Consider the following 24,944-nt stretch of genomic DNA (forward strand, 5'->3'; position numbering starts at 1 on the left):
TGTAATGTATTTTATGCATGTGGTAAAGTAGAAATATAATGTTTGCTCTCTTCATCTTCCGGGTCGAGAGATACTGATTCGGTGGTCGACTTACCCATTACCCAGGCAAAAATCATTGGTAGCACAATCAAAACGGTAAATGTAGAAAACAACAATCCACCAATTACAGCTCTTCCCAATGGAGAAACCTGCTCACCACCCTCACCGTGTCCTATTGCCATTGGTAACATTCCGGCAATCATGGCAATACTAGTCATGATGATTGGGCGCAACCGCAATGATACCGCTTCCCTGGCAGACAATACCGCATCACCATTATGTTTCCTGAGTTGTTCCGCATTCGTAATCAGCAACACTGCATTAGCAATAGATACACCAACAGACATGATGATTCCCATATAAGATTGTAAATTCAGGGTTGAGCTGGTTAGCAACAGGAGAATCAGCGAGCCCAATACAACCGCAGGCACAGTAGTAAGGATGACGAAAGAGATTTTGAACGACTGGAAATTCGCAGAAAGCATCAGAAAGATCACCACTACAGCAACCAGCAGTCCCGATTCAAGACTATTCATCGTTTCAGATAACACTGTACTCAATCCAATAGGTTCAATAAACAAACCTCTAGGTAAAGTCCCCAGCTCTTCAATACTCTTACCTACCTGTTTTGCGGCAGTTCCAAGATCTGTATGGTCAATATTAGCTGTTACTGAAAGGTATGGCATTGCTCCGATATTGTCATTCTCCCCGTAGGTAACAGAAGGAACTATTTCGGCGACATCGCTCAGCACAGGTCGAGAATTATTTTTTAGTAAAGGTATTGCGCCCATATCATTTTCGGTCATCATCTTTTCTAAAGGAACCTGTACCTGTACACTATAGGACAAACCTGCTTTTTCATCTATCCATGTATTTTTCTCCGTATATCTGGATGAAGATGTAGATGCAATCAGTGATCTGGAGATATCGGTCATATCTACCCCTAGCTGAGCAGCACGAACCCTGTCTATATTAATTTCTAATGACGGATAATGAATCGGTTGTGCGATTTGAACATCTCTGAAGTAATCAACCTTGTTTAACTTTGCAATGATCTTATTTGCATACTCCTCGTTCAACTTCTTGTTCTTTCCGGCAATTCTGATTTCAATAGGCGTTGGCGATCCCTGGCTCAACACTTTGTCTGTTAACTCAATCGGCTCAAAAGAAATCTTCGTATCAGGTAATAATTTCTTTATGCGCCTTCTTAAGTCATCTTTAAAAGTGTCCATATCAGTATGGTAATCTTTCAATGCAATTTGAAAAACGGCTTCATGAGGCCCGGCAGTAAACAGGTATATCGGAGAAACAGAAAACTGTGCCGGATGCTGACCGATATACACTGAAGAAATGGCGAGATGTTCTTTTCCGACCATTTTTTCTAAATCCTGAAGCACCAGCTTTGCCTGGTCTTCTGTTCTTTCCAGTCTCGTTCCATCTGGTGCCCTTAGCCTCATTTGAAACTGACTTGAGTTTACCTTTGGAAAAACATCCTGCCCGATAACATTCAAAAGAACTATGGCTATAGCCGAAATTCCCAATAGATAGAGCAATGTAACGGGCTTCTTAAAATTAAACAATCGGTCTATCATCGCGATAAACTTCATCCTAAATCTATCATAAGGGCCTATTTTCCCATTGTTGTTCAAGTCATTACGCACCAGTATTTCCTTCTGCATAATGATATCTTTTTCAGATTCAGGCGTTAGTCCAGAAGCATTAAACTCTGCTTCATCATCAGTTATACCTGCCGGATGTTTTATTTTCGGATGCGTTTTCATCAGCCAGTTGGCCATAATTGGCACAAAGGTCTGCGACAATAAAAAAGAAACGAGCATCGCACAACCTATAGCCAGGGCCAAAGGTAAAAATAGTGCTCCTGGTATACCGGACATTACAAATGCAGGTGCAAAAACGGCCAGAATACATAAAAGGATCAACAGTTTAGGCAATGCGATTTCCTTACAGGCATCCCATATCGCCAGCGCTTTAGGTTTACCCATATCCAGATGCTGGTGTATGTTTTCTATGGTTACCGTGCTTTCGTCGACAAGGATACCAATAGCTAAAGCAAGACCACTTAAGGTCATGAGGTTAATCGTTTGTCCGAAAAGTTTCAACAGCAATACAGATGATATTATAGAAATAGGAATTGTGAGGATCACAATCAAGGCGGCACGTCTGTCGCCAAGGAACAACAGTACCATTAAACCGGTAAGAACTGCCCCTATGGCCCCTTCAGTAACCAAACTTTTTACAGAGTTGATCACATATACCGATTGGTCAAACTCATAAGAAAGCTGTACATCATCAGGTAAAGTGCTTTGTATAACAGGGAGCTTTTTCTTTAGTTGTTGTACTACTTCCCAGGTAGAAGCATCTCCTGCTTTTGCAATACTCACATAAACAGAACGTTTTCCATTTACTAAAGCATAACCAGCCGTCACGTCTGCACCGTCCTTAACAGTCGCTACGTCACCCAGGTAAAGATTCTGCACGCCACCTTTAAACAAGGGAATCCTTTCAAAATCTTTTACCTGCTTAATTGTATTGTTAGTCGGTGTGATATAGTTTTTATCCCCTATCCTCACGTTTCCGGAAGGTGCAGTCTGGTTATTGATCCTGATTGCCTCAACAATCTGATCAGGTGTTAAATTATGTGTCCGTAAGGTTACCGGATCAACATTGATCTCTATCGTTCTTGGACTTCCCCCAAAAGGTGGTGGAGAAAGCAATCCGGGTACAGAAGTAAAAGAAGCCCTCACATAAACGTTTGCAAGATCCTGCAATTCATTGTTACTTTTGGTTTTACTACTCAATACCAGTTGTCCAACCGGAAGTGAGGAAGCATCAAAGCGAATGATAAAAGGAGGCTGCGACCCAGGAGGAAAAGCTGCCTGCATGCGGTTCGACAACGCACTCAGTTCTGCTGCAGCCTGCGCCATATTAGTATCCTCATAATAACTGATCTTCATCAATGTGAGACCCTGAATATTTTTCGATTCAATAGATTTTACGCCATTGGCAAAAAGAAGAATGTTTACATAGTTTTTAGCGAAGTACGACTCCATCTGGTTGGGTGTATAACCACCAAAAGGATGTGCCAGGTAAATCACAGGCAGGTTCATTTTTGGAAGGATATCGACTTTTATAGTCCTCATAGCACCGATTCCGAAAAAGAATAGTCCGGCAACCAGCACTAGGATGGAAATAGGTTTACGAAGGGCAAAACGTATTAAATTCATTGAGTTACGGCATTAAAATTCATTAATAAATAAGGCGAAATCCCCGTAGGCAGCTGCCTTCATCAACAGTGACTGCCAGACATTGGTGTAGATGATATCGCTATCAATTTCTGCACGATTCAGTGCATAAAGGGCTTGCGTAACATCAACCAGGTTTGTCAATCCATTTTTATACAAAGTTGTTTTTTGAAGATAAGCCTGCCGGGCAGCACGTACTTGTTTAGGTGCCTCATTGTAATTCTCCAGCGCAAATTTGACCTTAGCCTCTGCAGCATCCAGTTGCGTTTTCAGTTGCTGATCAACTACATCATACTCATCCTGCAAACCCGATACGGTATACTGTTGTGCATTTACTTTCTTGCCCGTTTTTGCTATGGAGGTTAAATTCCAGGTCAGACCAACGCCAAACAAGTAATTCTGCCTGCTGGGATTAATGCCGTCCAGGTAATTCTGTGAAAAAGCATGTTGATTCGTTGCATAATCAGCACTAAAACCGGATCCCCGGGTCTGATAAATACCAATCAGGTTCACTGTTGGATAATATTCCCTTTTATACAATTTAAGTGATTGTTTTCCGACATCCACCCGGCTTTTATAGTACTGGAGCACAGGATTCAGTGTAACGGGATTAGATAAAATCGCCTTTGGAACACGTTTTACAAAACTGCTGTCCAGTACAAAGTTTTCAATACCCACTCCCATTAAAGCAACAAGCTTATTGTTCTCTTCTTTAGCACGGTCTTTTAGCTGATTCAGTGCAATAACCGCTCTTGAAACCTCGGCATAGGTCAATGTAGAATCTACGCCTGCCAGCAATCCATTTTTCACTCTTGTGGCTGCGATGCTGTGAAAAACAATTGCCCGTTCCAGGTTTTTCTCCTGTGAAACAATTAACCGCTGATTTACCAGCAGGTTTAAATACGCAGCTGCAATTTTTATCTTTTGCTGAAAGATTTCCTGGTCCAGATCTCTGGAATAACGCTCCGACTCTACCTTAGAAAGATTAACTCTTTCCCTTATTCTGCCAAAAGAAAAAACTTCCCAGTTTACGTTTATCAGATACAGCGCACCAAAGGCTGCGTTCCAATTTTGCTTTGGCAACGGCAATCCTGATGATGACACCCCATATCCACCAAAACCATATAGTGGTCCATTTTGTCCGTTTACAGTTCCATAATCCTGTTGGGCAGACAAGGTTACATTAGGTAAATAATCTGCCTTTACCTGCTTAAACGTCTCCTTTGCTGCTGCAAGATATTTGCTTTTTGCTTTGATTGTACCATAGTTGGAAACACACAGTTCAATAGCCTCTTTTAAAGTGAGGGTCTGTGAATAACTGTGAAGGGAAAATAATAAAAGGAGAAAAACTGGCCACTTTTTAAACATCTGATTCTTTAGTTTGAACTCAAAACTAAGTTGAAACAAGGGGATAAAGATGTCTTAAATGATGAATGAACGTTATAAATGACCAATTGAATTCGTCATTTATATAATTATGTTACATGATTATATCCTTACTTTGTATTCTTTAAGATTAAGATGGGTCCAAAAAGTATATTAGAGAGCAAATGGTTACAGGAGATTTTCATATTGATTTTCTCTTTCCTGCTATTTACTGTGAACGATTGGATTTTTATCACGAGCTGGAGAAGCTTTCTTACAGGCACTGTCTACTTTTTTATTCTGTACAGTCATGCACAGCTCAACCGTTTTTTCTTATTACCAATTCTTTTAAAAGAACATAAGCCTTACCTCTATTTACTGTTAACGGCCATCTTGTTATTTGTTTTCTCTATTCTTTTATATGAGGTATCCACCGAATTGCTTTACAAGAATTGTTTCTTATATAAATCATCGTATCAAAAAACCTATCATTTTCAGTTAGGGACTCTTGCCGGAACACTACTTTGTATTCTAGGTTCCATCCAGATCCTTGAACATTACCGGGAACAGAAGAAGCAAACCAGTAAAGAGCTGTTACACAACCAGGCACAACTTAATGTGTTAAGGGCGCAACTCAATCCCCATTTCCTGTTCAACACTTTCAATACACTTTATGGTGTCAGCTTACAATACCCGGAACGTTCATCAGAACTGATCATGCAGGTTTCTAAGTTGTTACGCTACCAGGTTGAAAACAACACTAAAGAGTTTATTCCTGTTGATGATGAAGTTGAATTCATTTCCAGCTATGTGGAATTGGAAAGAGAAAGAGTAGGTTATCGGTGTAAAATTGATTACAATTATCAAACAGACAACGGGAATTATAAAATCGCACCTATGTTGCTCATCACCTTTATTGAAAATGCATTCAAACACGGTGCCTGTTCTATTGAACATTGTTTTGTGGATATTGACATTAAAGTTGAGAAAGATGTACTGTACATGCAAATCAGGAATTCGATTCCAGAGAAAAAGAAAAAGGTGGTTTCCACTAAAATCGGTTTGAAAAACACTATTGAAAGCTTGAGAATCATTTATCCCAATAAACATCATTTAGATAGTTTTGCAAATGGCTCTGAATATAACGTAAACCTGAAAGTCGAACTGAGCTCATGAATACGCCTAAGAAATGTATTATTGTAGATGATGAACCTGCTGCACATTATGTTCTGGTTAATTATATCAATCAAAACCCGCAGCTTGAACTTACACACCAGTGCTACAATGCGATAGAAACACTTAACGTATTACGGAACAACGCTGTAGACCTGATGTTTCTGGATATTGATATGCCGGAAATCTCGGGGTTGGAATTGCTGCAAACCTTAAAAATTATTCCGAGGACTATCCTTACCACCGCCTATTCCGAATTTGCGCTCGAGAGTTACGAATATGGTGTAATTGATTATTTATTGAAACCAATTTACTACCCTAGGTTCGTCAAATCTATAGAACGTTTTCTGGCTTTAGATCCTGTGGAAAAACCAACCTCTGCAGGCGGCAGCATCTCAGTTAAAGTAGACAGTGTCATCGTGGAGCTATCCACAGAAGATATCTTCTATGCACAGAGTTATGGCAACTATGTAAAAATCTTTACTTCAGATAAATCTTACCTTGCCTCCATCACCACCAATCAACTGGAAAGCTTACTTCCCCAGGACCACTTCGTACGGGTACATAAATCTTACATCGTGGCTGTAGCAAAGATAGCACAGGTTGAACGTGAAAATATCATTTTAAACAATGAGAAAATACCTATTGGAATCACTTATAAAAGAAACCTGAGCCGCTTTTTAAGCTAACAGCTCATCAAAGATTGTTATCAATCCGCTACAACTATCCCGGAGGTAAGTTACCGTGCCGTCCAGCGTTTAATTCTAATTAACAGGCATTAAGGAATAAAAGATCTGAAATCAGGTCGACTGGTTAACGGCGAGAATGACCAGGGGATCGAAGTCAATATCAGCAATAATCCTATGGTAAACCATAACGCCATAGTTTTATACTTCTGCTGATCATCGCTTATTTTACTTACCTTATCCGATCCGATAGTAATTACGGCTACTGCAATTACCATCACGGTAATATGTTCCATTCCAAAAAACCTGATCTCTCTAAGGTGGACAGCCTCTTTAAAATTATTAAGGAAATATCTCACTATTGGACTTAGTAAATACAAACCAACTCCGATACAAAACTGGATCTGTACAATCTTTACAGTTATAATCCTAATCGTGTTATCAAAATTTGAAAAGGAAGCCTTTTTAAACTTCCCACGATATGCCCTGAAAATAGCGAAAAGGAGAATAATCAATACCAACCAACGAAACATCGAGTGTAAAGGAAGTAGTATTGGATACATAGTTACGAGTTTTCGTTTTATAATTTAGTCCTTATCGATACTATAACGGAGCGATATCAAGCCTGTTTCGTAAGTTTTACTTTCCAGAAGTGTTAGTTTAGTACGGTGGTCTTGCTTGTTGAACAATAGTTTCCCGTCCCCGAGAAGTATGGGGTGCACCGACATCCATAATTCATCCACCAGGCCTTCTTTCATAAATGCATCGGTCAGCGAAGCACCGCCAAAAAGCCAAATATCTTTGCCGGGCTGCTCTTTAATCTTTCGTGCTTCGGCAATACTATTATCCGAAATAAGTTTCGCACCTTCCTTTACTGACTTTAAAGTTTTCGAAAAAACGTATTCAGTCAATGCCGGCATCCCGGGTACCACTTCTCCATTATTGCTATCAGCATGTTGCTGGGCGATCTCATAGCTTTTCCGACCAATAAATATAGCATCTATACGGGCAAAAAAATCGTTCAAACCATAGTCCTGATCTGTAAAGCACCAATCATATTCACCTTTAGGCCCTTCAATGTACCCATCTAATGTTACCGCTAGCCCCAATATTAATTTTCGCATAAACTATCTTTCTACTTACCTGATTATCCTTAAAACGGAATTGTTAACTTTAAAAAATAAAGTTAACAAAATAACAGATGATGTCATCCCCTTCTCTTTTTTCGATACTTTTAATAATAGCAGTGTTCTCCACCGGATGTGGCAACTTAACCCAGAGTACAGAAGGACTAAACTTCGATACAAAGGAGAATACATTCAATAGAAATCCTCATAAAATTATCTTCACTAAACATGGTAAATGTAGAATGAATTGTCGTTCTATTGACTCTTTAGAAGTAGATGAAATTCTTAAGAATGGTAATATTAATTACATTAAAAGTGATACATCCTCTACAAATCCCTGCCGAAAAAAATATGCTTTAGAAGGAAAAACCAGAGATAATCAGCAAGTCAGAATCATCTTTTCTCCTTGTAAGGATAATCAAACTGTCGTCACAGTCATTGATATGGATACAGATTGGGTTTGTGATTGCAAATGATCGTTCCCAGTCATTCACTTACAAAAGGTAGATTAATTAACTTTTTTTAAAAAATTACATGATGCTTTCTGAAATTATAATAGCAAATAAAATAACAACTGATCAGTTTAATCAAATTAATAACCTCTGGAACCAGGAGTATCCTAAAAATTTGAATAACAGGTTCGGCAAACTCCTTGATGGTATAAATACCTATGAACATCACCTATCGGTTAATGATACTAACGAAATAATAGCTTGGGCTGTAGTATTTTTAAGGGATGAAGAATTTTGGTTCTCCATTCTCGTGCATTCAAAACATCAAGGCAAGGGATATGGGAAAATGCTTATAAACAGCTTAAAACAAAAACACAATAAACTGAATGGATGGGTAATAGATCACAATAACGATTTGAAAGTAAATGGAGATCCCTACCGTTCACCGATGCAGTTTTATTTAAAAAATGGATTTAAAGTAATTCCTGAAGAAAGAATAGAAGCAGATATTATATCGGCCGTAAAAATTTGCAACTTTGCTTAATATCTACAGATTTAAATGTAAAATTATGATTAAGAGGACCATATTCATTGCTCTATTCGTATTGTCTGTTAAAACATTATGGGCCCAAAAGCAGCCTATTTTAAACCCCGGTAAATGGCATGCCTCATTATTACGAACGGATGGACGCCACATTCCAATTCAATTTGAAGTTAAGGAAGAAAGCAAAAAGTTAGCTATTTATATTGTCAACGGTACCGAACGACTCAAAACAGAGCCGATACTTATGGCCAAAGATTCAGCAATTATTAAAATGCCTGTTTTTGAGTCTTATTTCAAAGTCAAATTTATTACGAAAGATAGCATCAATGGATTTTGGATTAGAGTAGCAGAAAATAAAGAAATCATCATGCCCTTTGCAGCTTCAACAAAACTTAAGCCCTCAGCAAATGTATCTCAAAAAGTAGCTGTAAACATAGCTGGGAAATGGACGATAGAATTTACCCGGGCTAATCAAACCAAAAGACCTGCGATTGGACAATTTGTTCAGAACAAAAATTCAGTTTCAGGTTCTATTTTAACTCCATCCGGAGATTATAGGTATTTAAACGGAACTGTTTCAGGTGATTCCTTTAACCTTTCTACCTTTGATGGGATTCATGCCATGTTGTTTGAAGCCAAAGTTGAAGGAGACACGATTAAAGGTACTTTGATATCAGGAGCCTCGGGGACCGAGACCTGGATAGCCACAAGAAATGAGCAGGCAGTATTATCGGCTACTCCGTTAACTACTGTAAAAAAAGGTAGCAACGGTATACCTGATTTTCAATTTAAAGACTTAAATGGCAACGATGTATCCATTAAAGATGAGCGCTATAGGAACAAAGTAGTCATCCTACAAATCATGGGATCATGGTGTCCCAACTGTATGGATGAAACTGCCTTTTTAAGTGAATACTATAGAAAAAACAAACATAAAGGCATAGAAATTATTGCTTTAGCTTATGAGTTAAGCACGGATAACGAACGTTCAAAAAAGAGTCTTCAAAAATTCCAGACCAGGTTTGATGTCCAGTATCCCATCCTGCTCACCGGTGTAACCGTATCCGATCCAAAAAAGACAGAAAAAACCTTACCGCAATTAACAGATATAAAGGTTTTCCCAACCACAGTTTTTATAGATAAAACTGGAAAAATAAGTGGTGTAGAAACTAATTTCTTCGGACCAGCTACAGGGCAACACTATTTGAAATACAAGGAGGAATTTGAAAAAACTGTTAATCTGCTATTAAAGTAAATAGAGGAGCAACAGACATATCCATCTTCAAAAACCTATTTAGTTTTTCTACTCTTTAACTATGGCAAACTCGAACCAACTCAATCTAAAAAAGAATTTAGACAAATACCTATAACAAATATCATAACAAGTACAACAATACCTGCCTGTTTGTTCTGACTTAAGTTAAATCCTGAAATTTTCTCCTTTTTTAGATAAGATATATTGGCTTCCTTTAAGGTACCTGAAAAAAAGAAATAGTACATCCTTCTAACCAAATAACCAAAGCCCTCTAAAAGGATCTCAAAGACTAAAAGAACTAAAAAATCGGCTAGTAAACTAAAAATGAACCCCATTTTAACGTTTTACAACTAATAACTTGTATAAATATAAAAAATTGTTGCAATGATTCTAGAATGTAATACTCGACAAACCATATCTCACAGTATAACATTCTGTTTAGCCTTATTCATAACGCACGCTGCAAAATTAAATAGAAACTAAATTCAATTTAGCTGCGATTTCAATCAAATTACACAAAATAAGAAAGCTTTATTATTGATCTAATTACGTTTGTTCAAACATTTTAGAAGCTAGAATATCAAGCTCGTAAGTGAACTAGATGCGACATAACTAAGTATTCTTATGATTTTAAAATCAAATGATGACTATTAAAATAGATTTCGAAAACACCTACCCACCGGTAAATCTAAATCATGATTTTTCAACCATGACTTTTGAATCACCACAAATGGATGGTTCCACCCAATTGCTACTAGTTAAGATTGATCACAAACACGATCCATTCTTACCTAATGTTTGCAACCTAGGCTTTGGTCCCCCCGGGGGCAATGATAGCTTTATAGACAATATCCGATTGAAACATGCAGATATTCATAAAGTCTTCTCAACCGTTTTATTTCAAGGATTAAGTTTTTTAGAATTACATCCTGAACTAACGATAGGAATCGATGGTTCTGATGATTTAAGAGCAGCTTTATATCATAGAATATTCCGTTCAAATAAAACATATTTAAGGCCGTTATTTAACTCAATTGGAGTAGATTGGTACGTTCGTATATTTAGAGATGGTAGCTATGAGCAGGATACACAAGGTTACTATATTGCAAAACCAAAACCGGAACCATTTGATTATAAACGCACAAGACATGATCTTTATAGATATTACATGTTTACACTTAACCGGACGAATGTTTTTCGGGACTAATTCTTTTAATTATACTTATTTTATGGATCCAAAAATTCAAAAAAAACTAGATGAATACAAAAAGCTGGTTACCACCCATTTTAAATCTACTAGCTCCGGAGTCAGCCAACCAGATAGTTTGCGTCAACTAATCCGATCAAAAAAAGATGCTGATGATTTTATGGCAGAATTAGAAAATGCAATCAGAAGATCTAACTAGATTTCTATATTAGTAAAATTGCACATTATGACGCAACGTAAATCCAAGCTTCCTGTCCCGATGCAAATTGTAATTTAACCCTTTTATAAGCATCAGTCTCATACCCATCCGCGGCAAGCAGCTCTTCATAAGTAATTTCGAAGATAACACCATCAATTCGATCAGTAGCTACTTCAGAAGGTATCGCCAGAAGATGGATTTCCTGCTCACTTTTAGCAAGGACATCTTCATCGACAATCACAACGGTTGAAAGTTTATAGCCGTGTAGTGTATCGTTGGAACCGTTCAATAACCTACCAAATGTTTCCAGCTGTACCTTATCTTTTTGTAGCGTGCCGTAAGAAAAAAGATATTCCTTCATAGTGTAAATTTAATCTCTCCACAAATATGGGAACAACAATAAAGACACCGCCATCACCAATACATTGATCACCAATAATATACCTACTTCATCCCAGCTTACACTCCTATCAAGTCCATCAATCGCATTTTTTGTCAGCTTGATCAACACAACTAATACAGGAATTATGATCGGAAAGCCAAGGATAGCCATCAGCATCCCCCCATTACCCGCTTTTGACGCAATGGCAGAAATCATAGTAAATACGGTTGAAAAACTCAGGCTACCTAAAACCGTAGCCAAAAAGTACATAGGTAAATCCTGAGGAACCCTACCAAACACCATCATGTGAAAAGTTAGCGCAATAACTGTAAGCACAAGCATCAATAGTACATTATAAACAGTTTTACTGATAATCAATGCTATCGGACTTGCGATGGTATAAATATATAACTGCTTACCTTTACTTTCCTGTAAAAAGCTCTTTGAAACTGCATTTATTGATGCAAAAAGCATAATAATCCAAAACAACGCATTCCAGGTAATAAGATCAATACTTACAAAGGATAGGAAACATACAAAAATGGTAGATACTACATACAACAACACCCCATTTAGAGCATATTTCGAGCGCCATTCCAGCAGCAATTCTTTTTTAATTAAGTGTTTTACCTGGCTTGCTAAATTCATTCAATGGCAAAGATACTATTTAGCTTTATATCCCACTAACTCGGCAGTCAAAATCCCGGCTTTTTGTCCGTCCATATCAGCAGTAATTAAGGGATAATTACCTTTAGTTCTTAATGCTACTTTACCGGTGTCTTTAAGATGAAACGTTCCTGTAGCATCATGAACCAATTCCGGATCCAGCATTTTAAAACTACCTTCAGGCATACTGCCTGGTCCTTTAACATTATAAATCACATTTCCTTCCCATTTAGGGTTCACGAATGGCCCATTAATTAAAGCAGCCTCCTCACCTCCCTGTATTACATTATTAGCAATAGTGATGTCTACAGCGCCCAGTCCTATCGGACTTCTCGGATTCAATACGATGTTCTTTTTATTATTTATCAAGGTGTTAAAAGCAATCAATACCCTGTCCGGACGATCATGGGAAGTAAGTGGCGCACCATCGGCAACTTCAGCACCACCATTACCGATGTTAATTGCTGGGTTACAGTTTTCAAAATAATTACTGTAAATCACATGATCATCTCCAAAAATTCTTAAACCTGGAGTATTTATAAAGTAGTTACCATATACCTTATTAAAGTTACCATGCCTTAAAGTGAAATGGGCTTTACAATCGCGTACTGTATTATAACGGACTGTTAACGCCGAAGATTTAACAGAGAGTAATTCATTCTCACCATCACAATTTTCAAACAGATTATACTCAAAGATGCTGTTAGTCGAGGAAAGACTAAAACCACTCAAACCAAACTGTACAGCCTCTGCCCCATTGCCTGTCTGCTGAGAAAAGTTGTGAAAATAGTTATGATGAATCCATAAACGCTCAGCAATCTGTTTGCCCGTTCCTCTAACACCGATAAACTTACCCATCGAATGCTTATTCTGGAAGGTGTTACAATCTACCTGATGGTCATTCCCAATAATAGATAAGTAATTCCCATCACCAGTCGTCTCAAAAATATTCCTGGTAAACCTGCAAAAAGTAGCTCCGGCCCCAATCTCGTTCTTTCCCGCGGCATTGCTCAGTTTAAGTCCTTTCACGATAACGTAGGCTGCAGGTTTTTGAATGCTAATTCCACCAGCTCCGGTTATTTCAGCTCCACCGATATTTTGTGCTGCAATAGTAATCGGCTTTGCAGCGGTTCCAATACATTTAATCAGAATATTATCCGTACAGATATAAATACCGTCCTTCAGCAAAATCACATCTCCGGCATTAGCCCTATCTATTGCTTTTTGCAATTCCGGTAAAGAAGCAGCTATAATCGTCCTGGCAAAAACAGTAAACGAATTACTCGCCAATAAAAAGAGTAATATCATTAATCTGCTTGCCAAACATTTACATCTTTGTTTTGTAATTCTTAAAGTCATAATTTGGTAGTTCCGATAAGATGAACAAGTTAGTCTTTCTATATGTATATGAAGTCAACTAAATATTCATTCTACTGTACAATAATGGCAAATAGAAGTATATAATTTTTTAAGCAAATGAACCAATACCTGGATATAATACTTAGAAGTCTGGCAGTGTATGCTTTTATGCTTGTTGCCATCCGCTTAACCGGTAAAAAAGAACTTTCACAATTAAATACAACCGATGTTGTACTGATACTGTTGATTAGTAATGCTGTGCAAAATGCCATGGTCGGAAATAACACGAGTTTATTGGGTGGACTCGTAGCTGCCGCAATCTTATTTTCACTCAATTACATCCTCAAAAAAGTGATGTTTAAAAACAAGAAGATACGGGATTTACTTACTGAAAAGCCTGAAATCCTGATTCACAATGGAAACCTGGATTTCGCCATGCTCAGTAAACTAGGTATTACAAATGAAGAATTAAGAGAAGCCATCCGTGAACATGGCATAGAAAAATATAAAGATGTTAAGCTTGCCATCATGGAAGCCGATGGAAACATCAGCATCATAAGTGGAGATGACAAGCTTAAACAAAGCCAATACAAGCGTAAAAGACACCACAAAACGCTTGGAGACCTAAACTAGGATACCTAAACCAGCGGTTTGTTTTGTACTGGAACCTGAGCAGCTACCAATACTTTTGGTTTCCTTACGGTAATCATTACAAATGCCCCGGCAGCAATTACATACCAGCCCCATTTATATTTAACTAAACCAGCAGCAAGGTTTATAGCCTTTTTAAAATGTAAAAAGCCAAAAGAGTCGTTTACCTTAAAATACACTCCGATCAGGGTAATGGCAACCAATACAATACCCGCCCAGCCAGCAAATTTAACCAGGCCGGCCTTCGCAGTAAATGCACCGATCAAGCCAACAACCACCAGTATGTAAAAGGCAATAGCCAACCTTTGATCAAGATCAAAATAATTCCAGTTTCCCATAATTGGTACACGGAGCAGCGGACACAAACCACCTACTGCCATTGTTACAGCACCAATAATTCCTTGTGTTCTCATCAAAATCTATCCTTGTGTATTGATACCCATTTTATCAGCAAAATGCGCACAATAGTCACGCAAATCTTCTACAATCAGATTTTCGCCTGTCGCTTTTAAAAAACTATCACCCATAGTCTGCAAAGTCTCGTAGAAAAACCTTTTCATCTCATCAACAGGCATATCCTTAGTCCACAGATCTATACGCATCGAGTTTTTATAATTATGATCCCATAATGCTAACATCATCGATTTTACCGGCACTTGCTCTTTAGTTTCCGCATCTGTAGATTCCCACATGATATTTTCCGGCACATTATTATCATCCAGTTGAACTGTGATTTTGATTTCTGCTTCTTTCATTAAATTATATACTAACTTTTATTAAAAATATTAAAACGACGATAAAAACGATGAGTACGCTTTCTATGATCCATAACTTCTTAAGGCTTGGAACAAATTTTCTGAAGATCAGATCAGATACGAAAGCAATAACTGCAGTAAGCAAACAAAAACCGGTTAAAATGCCGGTTACGTTAACGTAGCTGTTGTATCCAGCGGGTCTCTTTTCCATCAGTAGCCAAGCGGCCAACACCAGACAAATGGAGGATACAATATTTAGCGGGGTTAACTTTACTTTCAATTCCTTGTCGCTTTTAAAACCTATTTCTTAAACTTCTTCTTTTTCCAGGCAGGCTGTTTATTCGTCTTGTTCCTGGCTGCAGCAGCAATAGCAGCCGCATGTTTTTTCTCGTGGAAAGCTCCTTTAAAATCAGGATCTTCTCTACGTTTCTGATCATCTATTGCACGGGCAATAGCTTGTTTCTCCTCGTAAGGGGTTTCTTCTACAAAAACTTCAGCTGGCAAAGGTACAACAGGAATCTGTTGTCTAATCAACTTCTCTATTTTCTGAATGTAATATTTCTCACCCGGACTACAGAAAGTAAGCGCATCACCTTTGGCATACGCCCGTCCTGTTCTGCCAATTCTATGTACGTAATCTTCAATAACAATCGGTACATCAAAATTGATTACATGGCTCACCTCGCTAACGTCAATTCCCCTTGAAGCAACATCAGTAGCAACTAAAACCCTAATATTCCCTTCTTTAAAAGCATTAATAGAATTAATCCGTGTATTTTGTCCTTTATTGGCATGAATTACCCTCACCGCATCTTCACCAAAACGACGCACAATAAAGCTGTTGATGTTATCTGCAACAGTCTTGGTTTTACAAAAAATGATCAGCCTTTTAAACTCCTCATCATTTTTCAATAAATGCTGTAGTAAATTGATCTTGGTTTTAAAATTGGGAACTTCATACAACACCTGTGTTACTGTAGCGGCTGGTGTAGCCTGTTCCCCTACCTCTATAATGGTAGGATTTTTCAGAAAATCTCCGGCTATTTTCTGTACAAGATTGCTCATTGTAGCAGAGAACAACAGATTTTGTCTTTTTCGTGGAACGATCTCCAAAATTCTGTGTATAGAGCCAATAAAGCCCATATCCATCATTTTATCAGCTTCGTCCAATACCAAAAATTTAAGATATTGTGTATTGATATGTCCTGCTAAATAAATATCCAGGAACCTTCCAGGTGTAGCAATAATAATGTCTACACCGGCTTTGATTTGTTCAATCTGTGTTTTAGGGCCAATACCACCAAATACCACTACCGAGCGTAAATCTGTATAAGTAGAGAACATCTTTACGTGTTCAGCAATTTGCATGGCCAGTTCCCGGGTCGGTGCCAATATCAATGCTCGCGCAGCATCCCCCTGGGCATACTTCAACTTCATTAAAATCGGCAAAACATAGGCAGCAGTCTTACCTGTACCTGTTTCTGCAATCCCAAAAATATCCTGCCCGGATAAAACGGGTGCAATTGCTTTCTCCTGTATCGGGGTAGCAGCAGTAAACCCGGCATCCGCCACAGCGTTTAATATCTGCCTGTTTAAATTAAATTCTTCGAAGCTCTTCGCCATATTTCGCAAAGGTAGCGAATTCCTTTTACTCCTTGATCTTTTATCCTTGCTCCTTAATCCTGAAAAACATAGCTTTGACATTATGAATACCATTCTGATAAAAGCTGCTTCAATAGTGAACGAGGGGCAAATTATAGTTGCCGACCTGCTCATTAAAAACGGACTAATTGAAAAAATCGCCCCGAATATCGACGTTCCTGCCGATCAGGAAATCAATGCCGAAGGTTTACACCTGTTTCCTGGAATGATTGATGACCAGGTGCATTTCAGAGAACCGGGACTAACCCATAAAGCAGATATTTTTTCAGAAAGTATGGCTGCTGTTGCAGGCGGTATTACCTCATTCATGGAAATGCCAAACACAGTACCTAATACCTTAACACAAGAACTGTTGGCTGATAAATATGCAATCGCTTCAGAAATGTCGCTTGCCAACTACTCCTTTTTTATGGGGGCTTCCAACAACAACCTCGATGAAGTTTTAAAAACTGATCCAAAAAACGTTTGCGGTATTAAAGTATTCATGGGCTCTTCAACTGGAAATATGCTGGTTGATAATGAAAAAGTATTAGAAAACATCTTCAAAGAAGCCCCAATGCTGGTCGCGACACATTGTGAAGACGAGCAAACCATACAACATAACCTTGCTGAATACAAAGCAAAATACGGTGAAGACATCACCATAGATATGCACCCACTGATCCGAAGTGCCGAAGCTTGTTATAAATCCTCTTCATTAGCTGTGGAACTGGCAAAAAGATATCAGACGAGATTACATATCCTACATATTTCAACCGCAAAAGAAGTTGCCTTGTTTGACAATACAACTCCACTTGCAAATAAAAAAATAACAGCAGAAGCCTGTGTTCACCACTTATGGTTTGACGATCGTGATTATGCCACAAAAGGCAACTGGATAAAATGGAACCCCGCGGTAAAAACAGCAACAGATAAAGATGGTATCCTTAAAGGGATCTTGGATGGCTATATCGACGTCATCGCTACAGACCATGCACCACATACTATTGCAGAAAAGGAACAACCTTATTTACAAGCTCCTTCCGGTGGCCCATTGGTACAACATGCATTACCTGCTTTGTTCGAAATGTACCATCAAAATAAAATCTCCCTGGTACAAATCGCTGAAAAAACAGCACATAATGTTGCTACCTGCTTTAATATCGACAGAAGAGGCTTTATCAGAGAAGGCTATTGGGCTGATTTGGTATTGGTAAACCTGAACGACCCTTTCAAAGTAACGCGCACCAATGTATTGTACAAATGTGGCTGGTCGCCATTTGAAGGTCAAACCTTCCAGGCCGAAGTTACCCATACATTTGTATCAGGAAATCTAGCCTATCAAAAAGGCAGGTTTACTACGCAGGAAACTGGAAAAAGATTATCATTTAACCGTTAACGAACAATATAACGGCTAATGAATAGCGTATACCTGCCTAAGCTAAAGCAATTCATATTGCTTTTCGTGCTATCGGCGCTGGTATACACCATTGGCTTTAACAGTAATTGGGTTGAGCATTTTTATGCACAGGGGCTCTACCGATATACTTCTGTTATTCAACGTTTCATCAGCAGCCTTGTTCCTTTTGCACTTGGTGACTTCCTTTACCTCCTACTGATTCTTTTTATACTCAGGAGCATCTATCTGTTTTATAAAAAGATACGTCAAAAAAGGTTGTACAAGACTGACCGTATCAACCTTCCGCTACAGATTATCAATTTTGCATTAATTCTGTACCTAGTATTCAAAATACTGTGGGGGCTTAATTATTCGCGTTTACCCATCGCTAAACAATTAAAAATTAGCGATGAGAAATATACTACAGAACAATTGGTTTCCCTGGGACAGTACTTTATTGCCCGTCTAAATGACCTTCAGCACACCAAAAAAGAGGATTATAATATTCAGCAATTGCGAGAAAAAGCGAAAGTGGCTTACGACAATATGCAGCAAAAAAACACCTTTTTTAAGTATACCCGTCCAGCTGTAAAATCGGTATTGAATAGCTGGGTCGTAACCAAAATAGGTATTGAAGGATACTACAGTCCCCTATCTGGTGAGGCCAATGTAAATATGCGCCTTCCCCGCACCTCCCTTCCGTTTGTCACCTGCCACGAAATTGCACACCAATTAGGCGTAGCCAGAGAAGATGAAGCGAACTTAGTAGGATACCTGGTTGCCAGTAACAGTAGTGATCCTTTTTTCCAATACTCTGCATCCTATGAAGTTTTTAAGAATATCTTTTTCGAGATCAAAATCAAATCTCCGGAAGACTATGAAAAACTTTATAAAACCATTAATCAGGGTACTATAAATGATCTAAAGGCTGATAGGGATTTCTGGCAAAAGTACAACAGCGATATGTTTGCATATATGGATGTAGCATTCGACAGGTTTCTAAAGCTAAACAATCAATCCAAAGGAACTGACAGCTACCAGGATATTGTTTTATGGTTGTATAACATCCATAAAGGAGAACTCTTTAATGCAGCGGTACATTAAAACATTGCAACATTCCAACAAAAAAGACCCGAAACATTCCTAAATTTGCCAGACTATGGCAAAGATATCCATTAACCTGGCGACAGGTTCCCTGCAAAAAGAAGAAATCATCGTTGGAATTGATTTAGGCACCACAAATAGCTTAGTAGCCTTCATCAATCCTGATAAAAACCCCGTTGTCATTAATGATACAGGAAAAGGCCTTCTTGTGCCTTCAGTTGTTCATTTTAACAAACAGGGTGATACCCTTGTAGGTAATGAAGCCAAAGAATTCCTGACTACAGATCCGGAAAATACGATATTTTCAGTAAAACGTTTATTGGGCCGCTCTTATAAAGATGTAGCTGGTCATCAGGACACATTTTCTTATAAAATAATTGACGATGAAAACGCGGGGAACGATTCATTGGTAAAGATCAAAGCGGCTGATAAATTTTACACCCCAATTGAACTATCTGCTGAAATTCTAAAAGAACTTAAAGCACGTGCCGAACATGCATTAAAAACGCCTGTAAACCGCGCGGTAATTACTGTTCCTGCTTATTTTAACGATAGTCAGCGCCAGGCAACCAGAGATGCTGGTCGCTTAGCCGGATTGGACGTTTTAAGGATCGTAAACGAGCCTACTGCAGCCAGCCTTGCTTATGGTATTGGCCTTGACCCTACTCAGCAAAAAACCATTGCGGTGTATGATTTAGGTGGTGGCACATTTGACGTTTCTATTCTTTCTATCCAAAACGGCATATTCGAAGTACTTTCCACCAATGGCAATACATTTTTAGGTGGTGATGATTTCGACCGCGCTATTTTGCATTACTGGATAGAAAAAAACAAACTAAATGCAGCAGAATTAGCTAAAGACGCTGCTTTGATACAGTCCTTAAGACTGAAAGCAGAAGCAGCAAAAAAAGCACTTAGTACTCAAAATCTATTTAACGAGCAGTTAGGTGAAATCTGGTGCACATTAGATAAACAAACATTTGAAGAACTGATTGCACCTAAAGTTCAGGAAACCATCAACTCCTGCAAACAGGCATTGAGCGATTCGAAACTAACCGTAGCCGATATTGATGAAGTAGTATTGGTCGGTGGATCAACACGTACGCCTTATGTTAAAAAACAGGTGGCCGATTTCTTCGGCCGTCAGCCTCATGACCAGATCAATCCGGACGAAGTCGTTGCCCTTGGTGCCGCTATACAAGCTGATATCCTGGCTGGTAACCGTTCAGATATCCTCCTCCTTGATGTAACACCACTTTCCCTGGGTATTGAAACCATGGGGGGCTTAATGGATGTCATCATCCCAAGAAATGCCAAAGTACCTACTAAAGCAGGCAGACAATACACAACTTCAATAGATGGCCAGGTAAACATGAAGATCTCTGTTTTTCAGGGAGAACGCGACCTGGTACAGGAAAACAGGAAACTCGCGGAGTTCGACCTGAAAGGGATCCCTGCTATGCCTGCAGGCCTGCCAAAGGTAGATATCAACTTCATACTCAATGCTGATGGTATCCTTACCGTACAAGCAGTAGAATTGCGTTCGGGGGTAAAACAGGAAATAGATATTAAACCAAGTTACGGCTTAACAGACGATACTGTTGAAAAAATGTTGATAGACAGCATTACCCATGCCAAAAGCGATGTGGAACAACGGATGTTAATCGAAGCAAGAAGCGAAGGCGAACAACTGGTTTATACGGCGGAACGTTTCATTGAAAAGCATGCAGAATACCTTACCGAAGCCGAAATTACTGATACAAAAACACATATTGAAGCATTAAAAGCTGCTTTAGCTACCGTTCAGAAAGATGAAATCCTTAAAAAAGCGGATGAACTAAATGAATTTACCCGCCCATTTGCCGAAAGGGTAATGGACGTAGCGGTTTCTGCTGCTATGAAAGGAAAAAGCATAGAATAAATTACCAGGCAATAGCCTAATTTATATAGACTTACAGTAATGAAAAATATATTTATTACTGTAAGTCTGCTTGCCATTTTTATGGTATGTAGCGCATGGGGGTTTTATGCCCATATGCGTATCAATCATCTGGCGGTTTTTACCCTTCCCCCAGGAATCAATCAGTTTTATAAGAAGCATATAAAATACATATCAGATCATTCGGTTGATCCTGATAAACGACGGTATGCCGATACCGCAGAAGCTGCCAGGCATTACCTGGACGTTGAATTGTATGAACCTCACATAGATAGTATACCATTCAAATGGAATGATGCATTAAAAAAATATGGATGGGCCAAGTTAAACCAAAACGGCATTTTACCCTGGCAAATTGAGAAGAGTTATTACAAGCTTGTCAATGCGTTTAAAGAAAGGGATTCTTTAAAAATACTCATTTATTCGGCCTACCTGGGACACTATATTGCCGATGCCCATGTTCCGCTTCATACCACACAAAATCACAACGGACAACTCAGCAATCAGCTTGGGATCCATGCCTTTTGGGAAAGCAGGTTACCCGAACTATTTGCAAAGAAGTACAATTATGTAGTTGGGTCAGCCCGATATATAGAAAACCCATTAAAAGAAGGCTGGAAAATCGTAAAAAATAGTCATAAGATGGTGGATACCGTACTGGGCTTTGAAGCGAAACTTAGCGCCAGCTTTCCTGCTTACAGAAAATACAGCTATTCAAAAAGAAACAACCAGGTGGTCAGACAACACTCTTTAGCCTTTTCGAAAGCTTATCATGATGGAATGGAAAATATGGTTGAGCGCCAGATGCGCTCAGCCATATTCTATATAGGATCTTATTGGTATACTGCCTGGATTGATGCAGGACAGCCAATTCTAAAAAACATGACAACGTCCAGGAACATCAAGACAACAGAAAAAGAATTAAAAGAAATAGAAAAAGCCTACCGTAAAGGAGGCACTATAAGTCGTGAGCCTTAACTAACTTTTTGCTCTTGTTCTTTCTCTTCAGTAAGTACTTCATCAAGCACTTCAACAACTGGTTTCTTCTGAAATTTCGATTTAAGAGCTGCAAATACTGCCGGGAAAAACGTAACTACCGCAATGACAACAATCACTATATCGAAGTTCTTTTTAACAACAGGAATTTGTCCCAGTAAATAACCAGCAAGCAATAAACTGGCAATCCAGGCTACACCACCAACGATATTGAAAAATGTGAACCTTGCAAAAGGCATTTTTGCTACACCAGCTACGAAAGGCGCTATAGTTCTGAAGATAGGTAAGAACCTGCTAAAGATGATCGCTTTACCACCATGTTTTTCAAAAAATTCATGTGATTGGTTGTAATATTCGAGCTTAAGGATTTTATTCCCCGGTTTAAATACTTTTACGCCAAAAAAGCTACCTAATTTATAATTTAAAGAATTTCCTAAAATAGCTGCAACAATCAACAGCAACATCATTACCCAAATGCTAAGACCTGTATTTCCTCCTGCGATAAGTGCCCCCATAGCAAAAAGCAAGGAATCACCCGGCAAGAATGGCGTTACCACAAAGCCTGTTTCGGCAAAAATGATTAAAAAAAGAATGGCGTAAGTCCAGGTACTGTAATCTCTGATGATCTCTTCCAGATGCTTGTCAATGTGCAGGAGGAAGTCTACTAAAAAACTAAAAAATTCCAAATCTTATAAATTTAAGCCCCAAAAATAAAAATATCATGGCAATAACCATGATATTTTTATGAATAGAAATGTCATAATAATTCTATACGGTTGTATAAAACTTAATTTTGTACTACTAAATGTCCAGTTAGATTGGCTGCAGAAGTCCCGTCAATCCAAATCGTATAGATTTTATTTGCAAGGATAGGTCCGTCGAATGCTGCACCAGCTGTAACACCAGTTGCCGTAAAATTGAACTTAGATCCAGGATCAACTTCTTGATAAACAGACAAATTAGCAAAAGAAAGGGAAGGAATCAGTGTCCCAGTACCTCCATCAATACTAATAGCAATCGGAATTGAAGTCTCTGCACCTGTCACCATAAAATTATTTAAGTGTAGAAATCTTACTTTAGCCTTACCCGTTGCAGGATTTGTCGTTGCATTGTCAATAAGCCCAGCTCTTAATTCTCCACCACCTAATTTATAATAATACATAGCAGCTTTAGCCCCAATAGGAAGGCCTGACTGCAATCCGGCATTCGCTGTAGCAGTAGTACCTGTATTATAAAACCCCAACGTACTGTTTCCTGAAGTTACTTTCACATAAGCAGTCGCTTCACCGTAGCTCACTCCCGTAATCTTAGCAACACCATTTATCAATAAATCCTGATCTGCAGATCCACTTACTGTATTTACAGCAAGAATTTCCAAGTCACCTACCGGCTCAGGTACCGGATCATATTTTTTGCTACAAGAAGCAAAAGCCACTATTAAGCCTAAACAAGCTATCACCGAAGTCATCCTAACCTTTGATGATGATAAAAATGATGTTTTCATATCTTTTATTTTTTAGATCAGTCAAAAACAAAATGGCTCGGTCAAAAACCAAGCCACTCTTTATTCTATAAATTTACAAAAATTAATTGTAATTATTTAACATAACTGGCATTACCAGCATCAATACATCTTCATTTTCATCGTTAGTCTGAGGAATCAATAATCCTGCACGATTAGGTGTAGAAAGTTCTAAAGTCACTTCTTCTCCACTTAAGTTACTCAGCATTTCGATTAAGAATTTAGCATTAAAGCCAATCTCAAGATCTTCACCTTCGTATTGGCAACTTAAACGCTCATGCGCCTCATTTGCAAAATCAAGATCTTCTGATGAGATATTCAACTCACTACCGTTAATTTTTAACCTTACCTGATGAGTTGTTTTGTTAGCAAAAATAACAACCCTACGTAATGTGTTTAAAAACAAAGCTCTGTCAATAACCAGTTTATTAGGGTTATTAGCAGGAATAACAGCCTCATAATCCGGGTAACGTTCATCAATTAAACGACAAACCAGGTTAATATTCTCAAATTTAAAAAAGGCACTGGTTGCGTTATAGTCAACAGAAACATTGATATCAGTTGAAGGTAAAGCTGCTTTTAATAAAGTCAGCGCTTTTTTAGGCAAAATAAAAGAAGAACTCTTATCTGCTTTGCTATCCATACGTCTGTATCTTACCAATTTGTGTGCGTCAGTAGCTACAAAAGTAATGTGCTGCTCAGAAAGCTGGCAAAAAACACCAGTCATTGCAGGACGAAGCTCATCACTACTTACCGCAAAAATAGTTTTTGTAATTGCTTCCGTTAAAACAGAAGCAGGCAAGTTTACGGAAGAAGCATTTTCTACAACCGGAATTTTAGGAAAATCGTCGCCGTTTTCTCCACTCAGTTTATACTTACCATCACCTGCACTAATCTCAATAGAGAATGTACTGTCATCAATATTGAACGAGATTGGCTGATCAGGTAATGTTTTTAAAGTGTCTAATAATATTTTAGCCGGCACTGCAACTTTTCCACCTTCTTTAGATTCTACAGCCAAAGAAGTAGTCATGCTAGTCTGTAAATCAGTAGCAGATATCGTTAAATTTCCGTCTTTAATCTCAAACAGGAAATTTTCCAGTATAGGCAAAACAGTACTGCTGCTTGATGCACCGTTAACTGTTTGCAAATGTTTTAAAAGCGTTGATGTGGATACAATAAATCTCATAGTATGATCTAGTCAGTTCTCAAAAATATAA

26 protein-coding genes are annotated in these 24,944 nt (G+C 38.4%); 13 read left to right on the forward strand and 13 right to left on the reverse strand.

Annotated features, from left to right (window positions below):
- Nucleotides 1-11: 11 nt before the first annotated feature.
- Both R2Q84_RS14885 and R2Q84_RS14890 read right to left on the reverse strand, forming a co-directional pair.
- Nucleotides 12-3,284, reverse strand: coding sequence for an efflux RND transporter permease subunit (locus tag R2Q84_RS14885; protein ID WP_316817360.1), 3,273 nt, complete (start codon nt 3,282-3,284; stop codon nt 12-14).
- 12 nt (nt 3,285-3,296) lie between these two features.
- Nucleotides 3,297-4,670: a TolC family protein gene (locus tag R2Q84_RS14890; RefSeq protein ID WP_316817361.1), complete on the reverse strand. Its 1,374-nt coding sequence runs from the start codon at nt 4,668-4,670 to the stop codon at nt 3,297-3,299.
- 153 nt (nt 4,671-4,823) lie between these two features.
- On the opposite strand from R2Q84_RS14890, the gene R2Q84_RS14895 reads away from it, so the two are divergent.
- Nucleotides 4,824-5,843 (forward strand): sensor histidine kinase, encoded by a 1,020-nt coding sequence (locus R2Q84_RS14895; protein ID WP_316817362.1) that lies wholly within the window; start codon nt 4,824-4,826, stop codon nt 5,841-5,843.
- On the forward strand, nt 5,840-6,529 hold the full coding sequence (locus tag R2Q84_RS14900; protein WP_316817363.1) for a LytTR family DNA-binding domain-containing protein: 690 nt from the start codon (nt 5,840-5,842) through the stop codon (nt 6,527-6,529). Before R2Q84_RS14895 ends, R2Q84_RS14900 begins: the two co-directional genes overlap by 4 nt.
- 89 nt (nt 6,530-6,618) lie before the next feature.
- Here the strand turns inward: R2Q84_RS14900 and R2Q84_RS14905 are convergent, their stop codons facing one another.
- Together R2Q84_RS14905 and R2Q84_RS14910 are read right to left on the reverse strand one after the other, a co-directional pair.
- Nucleotides 6,619-7,089, reverse strand: coding sequence for a hypothetical protein (locus R2Q84_RS14905; protein WP_316817364.1), 471 nt, complete (start codon nt 7,087-7,089; stop codon nt 6,619-6,621).
- Nucleotides 7,090-7,113: 24 nt separating this feature from the next.
- Complete coding sequence (locus R2Q84_RS14910; protein ID WP_316817365.1) at nt 7,114-7,650, reverse strand: dihydrofolate reductase family protein; 537 nt, start codon at nt 7,648-7,650, stop codon at nt 7,114-7,116.
- A gap of 80 nt (nt 7,651-7,730) precedes the next feature.
- Here R2Q84_RS14910 and R2Q84_RS25250 point away from each other — a divergent pair, with 80 nt between their 5' ends.
- The 5 genes from R2Q84_RS25250 to R2Q84_RS14930 all read left to right on the forward strand — a co-directional run bounded on the left by R2Q84_RS25250 (nt 7,731) and on the right by R2Q84_RS14930 (nt 11,310).
- The gene (locus R2Q84_RS25250; protein ID WP_410478428.1) at nt 7,731-8,129 is read left to right on the forward strand and encodes a DUF4258 domain-containing protein; all 399 of its coding nucleotides are present in this window, start codon (nt 7,731-7,733) and stop codon (nt 8,127-8,129) included.
- A gap of 58 nt (nt 8,130-8,187) precedes the next feature.
- Complete coding sequence (locus R2Q84_RS14915; protein ID WP_316817366.1) at nt 8,188-8,649, forward strand: GNAT family N-acetyltransferase; 462 nt, start codon at nt 8,188-8,190, stop codon at nt 8,647-8,649.
- A 25-nt stretch (nt 8,650-8,674) separates the two neighbouring features.
- Nucleotides 8,675-9,904 (forward strand): TlpA disulfide reductase family protein, encoded by a 1,230-nt coding sequence (locus R2Q84_RS14920; RefSeq protein ID WP_316817367.1) that lies wholly within the window; start codon nt 8,675-8,677, stop codon nt 9,902-9,904.
- A 640-nt stretch (nt 9,905-10,544) separates the two neighbouring features.
- A complete protein-coding gene (locus tag R2Q84_RS14925) occupies nt 10,545-11,111 on the forward strand; it encodes a DUF6934 family protein (protein WP_316817368.1) in 567 nt (188 codons plus the stop codon).
- Between the two features lie 22 nt (nt 11,112-11,133).
- The gene (locus tag R2Q84_RS14930) at nt 11,134-11,310 is read left to right on the forward strand and encodes a hypothetical protein (protein ID WP_316817369.1); all 177 of its coding nucleotides are present in this window, start codon (nt 11,134-11,136) and stop codon (nt 11,308-11,310) included.
- Nucleotides 11,311-11,335: 25 nt separating this feature from the next.
- On the opposite strand, the gene R2Q84_RS14935 is transcribed toward R2Q84_RS14930, so the two are convergent.
- From R2Q84_RS14935 to R2Q84_RS14945, 3 genes are read right to left on the reverse strand one after another with little or no spacing between them, the layout of a single operon-like run.
- The gene (locus R2Q84_RS14935) at nt 11,336-11,671 is read right to left on the reverse strand and encodes a gamma-glutamylcyclotransferase family protein (RefSeq protein ID WP_316817370.1); all 336 of its coding nucleotides are present in this window, start codon (nt 11,669-11,671) and stop codon (nt 11,336-11,338) included.
- Nucleotides 11,672-11,680: 9 nt separating this feature from the next.
- Nucleotides 11,681-12,340, reverse strand: a complete 660-nt coding sequence (locus R2Q84_RS14940) for a heme exporter protein CcmB (protein WP_316817371.1) — start codon at nt 12,338-12,340, stop codon at nt 11,681-11,683.
- A 15-nt stretch (nt 12,341-12,355) separates the two neighbouring features.
- Nucleotides 12,356-13,681: a polysaccharide lyase 6 family protein gene (locus tag R2Q84_RS14945; RefSeq protein ID WP_316817372.1), complete on the reverse strand. Its 1,326-nt coding sequence runs from the start codon at nt 13,679-13,681 to the stop codon at nt 12,356-12,358.
- Nucleotides 13,682-13,834: 153 nt separating this feature from the next.
- Here R2Q84_RS14945 and R2Q84_RS14950 point away from each other — a divergent pair, with 153 nt between their 5' ends.
- The gene (locus R2Q84_RS14950; protein ID WP_316817373.1) at nt 13,835-14,350 is read left to right on the forward strand and encodes a DUF421 domain-containing protein; all 516 of its coding nucleotides are present in this window, start codon (nt 13,835-13,837) and stop codon (nt 14,348-14,350) included.
- A 5-nt stretch (nt 14,351-14,355) separates the two neighbouring features.
- On the opposite strand, the gene R2Q84_RS14955 is transcribed toward R2Q84_RS14950, so the two are convergent.
- Together R2Q84_RS14955 and gldC are read right to left on the reverse strand one after the other, a co-directional pair.
- The gene (locus R2Q84_RS14955; RefSeq protein ID WP_316817374.1) at nt 14,356-14,781 is read right to left on the reverse strand and encodes a hypothetical protein; all 426 of its coding nucleotides are present in this window, start codon (nt 14,779-14,781) and stop codon (nt 14,356-14,358) included.
- A 6-nt stretch (nt 14,782-14,787) separates the two neighbouring features.
- A complete protein-coding gene (gene gldC / locus R2Q84_RS14960) occupies nt 14,788-15,123 on the reverse strand; it encodes a gliding motility protein GldC (RefSeq protein WP_316817375.1) in 336 nt (111 codons plus the stop codon).
- Between the two features lie 50 nt (nt 15,124-15,173).
- On the opposite strand from gldC, the gene R2Q84_RS14965 reads away from it, so the two are divergent.
- Nucleotides 15,174-15,305: a hypothetical protein gene (locus R2Q84_RS14965; protein ID WP_316817376.1), complete on the forward strand. Its 132-nt coding sequence runs from the start codon at nt 15,174-15,176 to the stop codon at nt 15,303-15,305.
- Between the two features lie 118 nt (nt 15,306-15,423).
- Here the strand turns inward: R2Q84_RS14965 and R2Q84_RS14970 are convergent, their stop codons facing one another.
- On the reverse strand, nt 15,424-16,746 hold the full coding sequence (locus R2Q84_RS14970; RefSeq protein ID WP_316817671.1) for a DEAD/DEAH box helicase: 1,323 nt from the start codon (nt 16,744-16,746) through the stop codon (nt 15,424-15,426).
- An 82-nt stretch (nt 16,747-16,828) separates the two neighbouring features.
- Between R2Q84_RS14970 and R2Q84_RS14975 the strand changes: the two genes are divergently transcribed.
- Genes R2Q84_RS14975 through R2Q84_RS14990 form a run of 4 tightly spaced genes read left to right on the forward strand, consistent with a single transcriptional unit; the run spans nt 16,829 to nt 22,184 of the window.
- Nucleotides 16,829-18,163 (forward strand): dihydroorotase, encoded by a 1,335-nt coding sequence (locus R2Q84_RS14975; RefSeq protein ID WP_316817377.1) that lies wholly within the window; start codon nt 16,829-16,831, stop codon nt 18,161-18,163.
- An 18-nt stretch (nt 18,164-18,181) separates the two neighbouring features.
- Entirely contained in the window at nt 18,182-19,267 is a 1,086-nt protein-coding gene (locus R2Q84_RS14980) for a DUF3810 domain-containing protein (protein WP_316817378.1), read from the forward strand.
- 55 nt (nt 19,268-19,322) lie between these two features.
- A complete protein-coding gene (dnaK, locus tag R2Q84_RS14985; protein WP_316817379.1) occupies nt 19,323-21,188 on the forward strand; it encodes a molecular chaperone DnaK in 1,866 nt (621 codons plus the stop codon).
- Between the two features lie 39 nt (nt 21,189-21,227).
- Nucleotides 21,228-22,184 (forward strand): zinc dependent phospholipase C family protein, encoded by a 957-nt coding sequence (locus R2Q84_RS14990; protein ID WP_316817380.1) that lies wholly within the window; start codon nt 21,228-21,230, stop codon nt 22,182-22,184.
- On the opposite strand, the gene R2Q84_RS14995 is transcribed toward R2Q84_RS14990, so the two are convergent.
- From R2Q84_RS14995 to dnaN, 3 genes are all read right to left on the reverse strand, one after another.
- Nucleotides 22,181-22,888 carry a DedA family protein gene (locus tag R2Q84_RS14995; RefSeq protein ID WP_316817381.1) on the reverse strand — a complete coding sequence of 236 codons (708 nt, stop codon included), beginning with the start codon at nt 22,886-22,888 and terminating at the stop codon, nt 22,181-22,183. The two genes, R2Q84_RS14990 and R2Q84_RS14995, sit on opposite strands and share 4 nt — an antisense overlap.
- A gap of 101 nt (nt 22,889-22,989) precedes the next feature.
- Entirely contained in the window at nt 22,990-23,706 is a 717-nt protein-coding gene (locus R2Q84_RS15000; RefSeq protein ID WP_316817382.1) for a DUF4397 domain-containing protein, read from the reverse strand.
- An 82-nt stretch (nt 23,707-23,788) separates the two neighbouring features.
- Nucleotides 23,789-24,913 carry a DNA polymerase III subunit beta gene (dnaN, locus tag R2Q84_RS15005; RefSeq protein ID WP_316817383.1) on the reverse strand — a complete coding sequence of 375 codons (1,125 nt, stop codon included), beginning with the start codon at nt 24,911-24,913 and terminating at the stop codon, nt 23,789-23,791.
- Between the last annotated feature and the right edge of the window lie 31 nt (nt 24,914-24,944).

Source organism: Pedobacter nyackensis (assembly GCF_032678475.1).
Lineage (GTDB): Bacteria > Bacteroidota > Bacteroidia > Sphingobacteriales > Sphingobacteriaceae > Pedobacter > Pedobacter nyackensis_A.

What these genes read in the sequence shown, in the direction of transcription:
- R2Q84_RS14885 (WP_316817360.1), bottom strand. Translation starts at nt 3,284, where the DNA reads ATGAATTTAATACGTTTTGCCCTTCGTAAACCTATTTCCATCCTAGTG.
- R2Q84_RS14890 (WP_316817361.1), bottom strand. Translation starts at nt 4,670, where the DNA reads ATGTTTAAAAAGTGGCCAGTTTTTCTCCTTTTATTATTTTCCCTTCAC.
- R2Q84_RS14895 (WP_316817362.1), top strand. Translation starts at nt 4,824, where the DNA reads ATGGGTCCAAAAAGTATATTAGAGAGCAAATGGTTACAGGAGATTTTC.
- R2Q84_RS14900 (WP_316817363.1), top strand. Translation starts at nt 5,840, where the DNA reads ATGAATACGCCTAAGAAATGTATTATTGTAGATGATGAACCTGCTGCA.
- R2Q84_RS14905 (WP_316817364.1), bottom strand. Translation starts at nt 7,089, where the DNA reads ATGTATCCAATACTACTTCCTTTACACTCGATGTTTCGTTGGTTGGTA.
- R2Q84_RS14910 (WP_316817365.1), bottom strand. Translation starts at nt 7,650, where the DNA reads ATGCGAAAATTAATATTGGGGCTAGCGGTAACATTAGATGGGTACATT.
- R2Q84_RS25250 (WP_410478428.1), top strand. Translation starts at nt 7,731, where the DNA reads ATGTCATCCCCTTCTCTTTTTTCGATACTTTTAATAATAGCAGTGTTC.
- R2Q84_RS14915 (WP_316817366.1), top strand. Translation starts at nt 8,188, where the DNA reads ATGATGCTTTCTGAAATTATAATAGCAAATAAAATAACAACTGATCAG.
- R2Q84_RS14920 (WP_316817367.1), top strand. Translation starts at nt 8,675, where the DNA reads ATGATTAAGAGGACCATATTCATTGCTCTATTCGTATTGTCTGTTAAA.
- R2Q84_RS14925 (WP_316817368.1), top strand. Translation starts at nt 10,545, where the DNA reads ATGATGACTATTAAAATAGATTTCGAAAACACCTACCCACCGGTAAAT.
- R2Q84_RS14930 (WP_316817369.1), top strand. Translation starts at nt 11,134, where the DNA reads ATGGATCCAAAAATTCAAAAAAAACTAGATGAATACAAAAAGCTGGTT.
- R2Q84_RS14935 (WP_316817370.1), bottom strand. Translation starts at nt 11,671, where the DNA reads ATGAAGGAATATCTTTTTTCTTACGGCACGCTACAAAAAGATAAGGTA.
- R2Q84_RS14940 (WP_316817371.1), bottom strand. Translation starts at nt 12,340, where the DNA reads ATGAATTTAGCAAGCCAGGTAAAACACTTAATTAAAAAAGAATTGCTG.
- R2Q84_RS14950 (WP_316817373.1), top strand. Translation starts at nt 13,835, where the DNA reads ATGAACCAATACCTGGATATAATACTTAGAAGTCTGGCAGTGTATGCT.
- R2Q84_RS14955 (WP_316817374.1), bottom strand. Translation starts at nt 14,781, where the DNA reads ATGAGAACACAAGGAATTATTGGTGCTGTAACAATGGCAGTAGGTGGT.
- gldC (WP_316817375.1), bottom strand. Translation starts at nt 15,123, where the DNA reads ATGAAAGAAGCAGAAATCAAAATCACAGTTCAACTGGATGATAATAAT.
- R2Q84_RS14965 (WP_316817376.1), top strand. Translation starts at nt 15,174, where the DNA reads ATGAGTACGCTTTCTATGATCCATAACTTCTTAAGGCTTGGAACAAAT.
- R2Q84_RS14970 (WP_316817671.1), bottom strand. Translation starts at nt 16,746, where the DNA reads ATGGCGAAGAGCTTCGAAGAATTTAATTTAAACAGGCAGATATTAAAC.
- R2Q84_RS14975 (WP_316817377.1), top strand. Translation starts at nt 16,829, where the DNA reads ATGAATACCATTCTGATAAAAGCTGCTTCAATAGTGAACGAGGGGCAA.
- R2Q84_RS14980 (WP_316817378.1), top strand. Translation starts at nt 18,182, where the DNA reads ATGAATAGCGTATACCTGCCTAAGCTAAAGCAATTCATATTGCTTTTC.
- dnaK (WP_316817379.1), top strand. Translation starts at nt 19,323, where the DNA reads ATGGCAAAGATATCCATTAACCTGGCGACAGGTTCCCTGCAAAAAGAA.
- R2Q84_RS14990 (WP_316817380.1), top strand. Translation starts at nt 21,228, where the DNA reads ATGAAAAATATATTTATTACTGTAAGTCTGCTTGCCATTTTTATGGTA.
- R2Q84_RS15000 (WP_316817382.1), bottom strand. Translation starts at nt 23,706, where the DNA reads ATGAAAACATCATTTTTATCATCATCAAAGGTTAGGATGACTTCGGTG.
- dnaN (WP_316817383.1), bottom strand. Translation starts at nt 24,913, where the DNA reads ATGAGATTTATTGTATCCACATCAACGCTTTTAAAACATTTGCAAACA.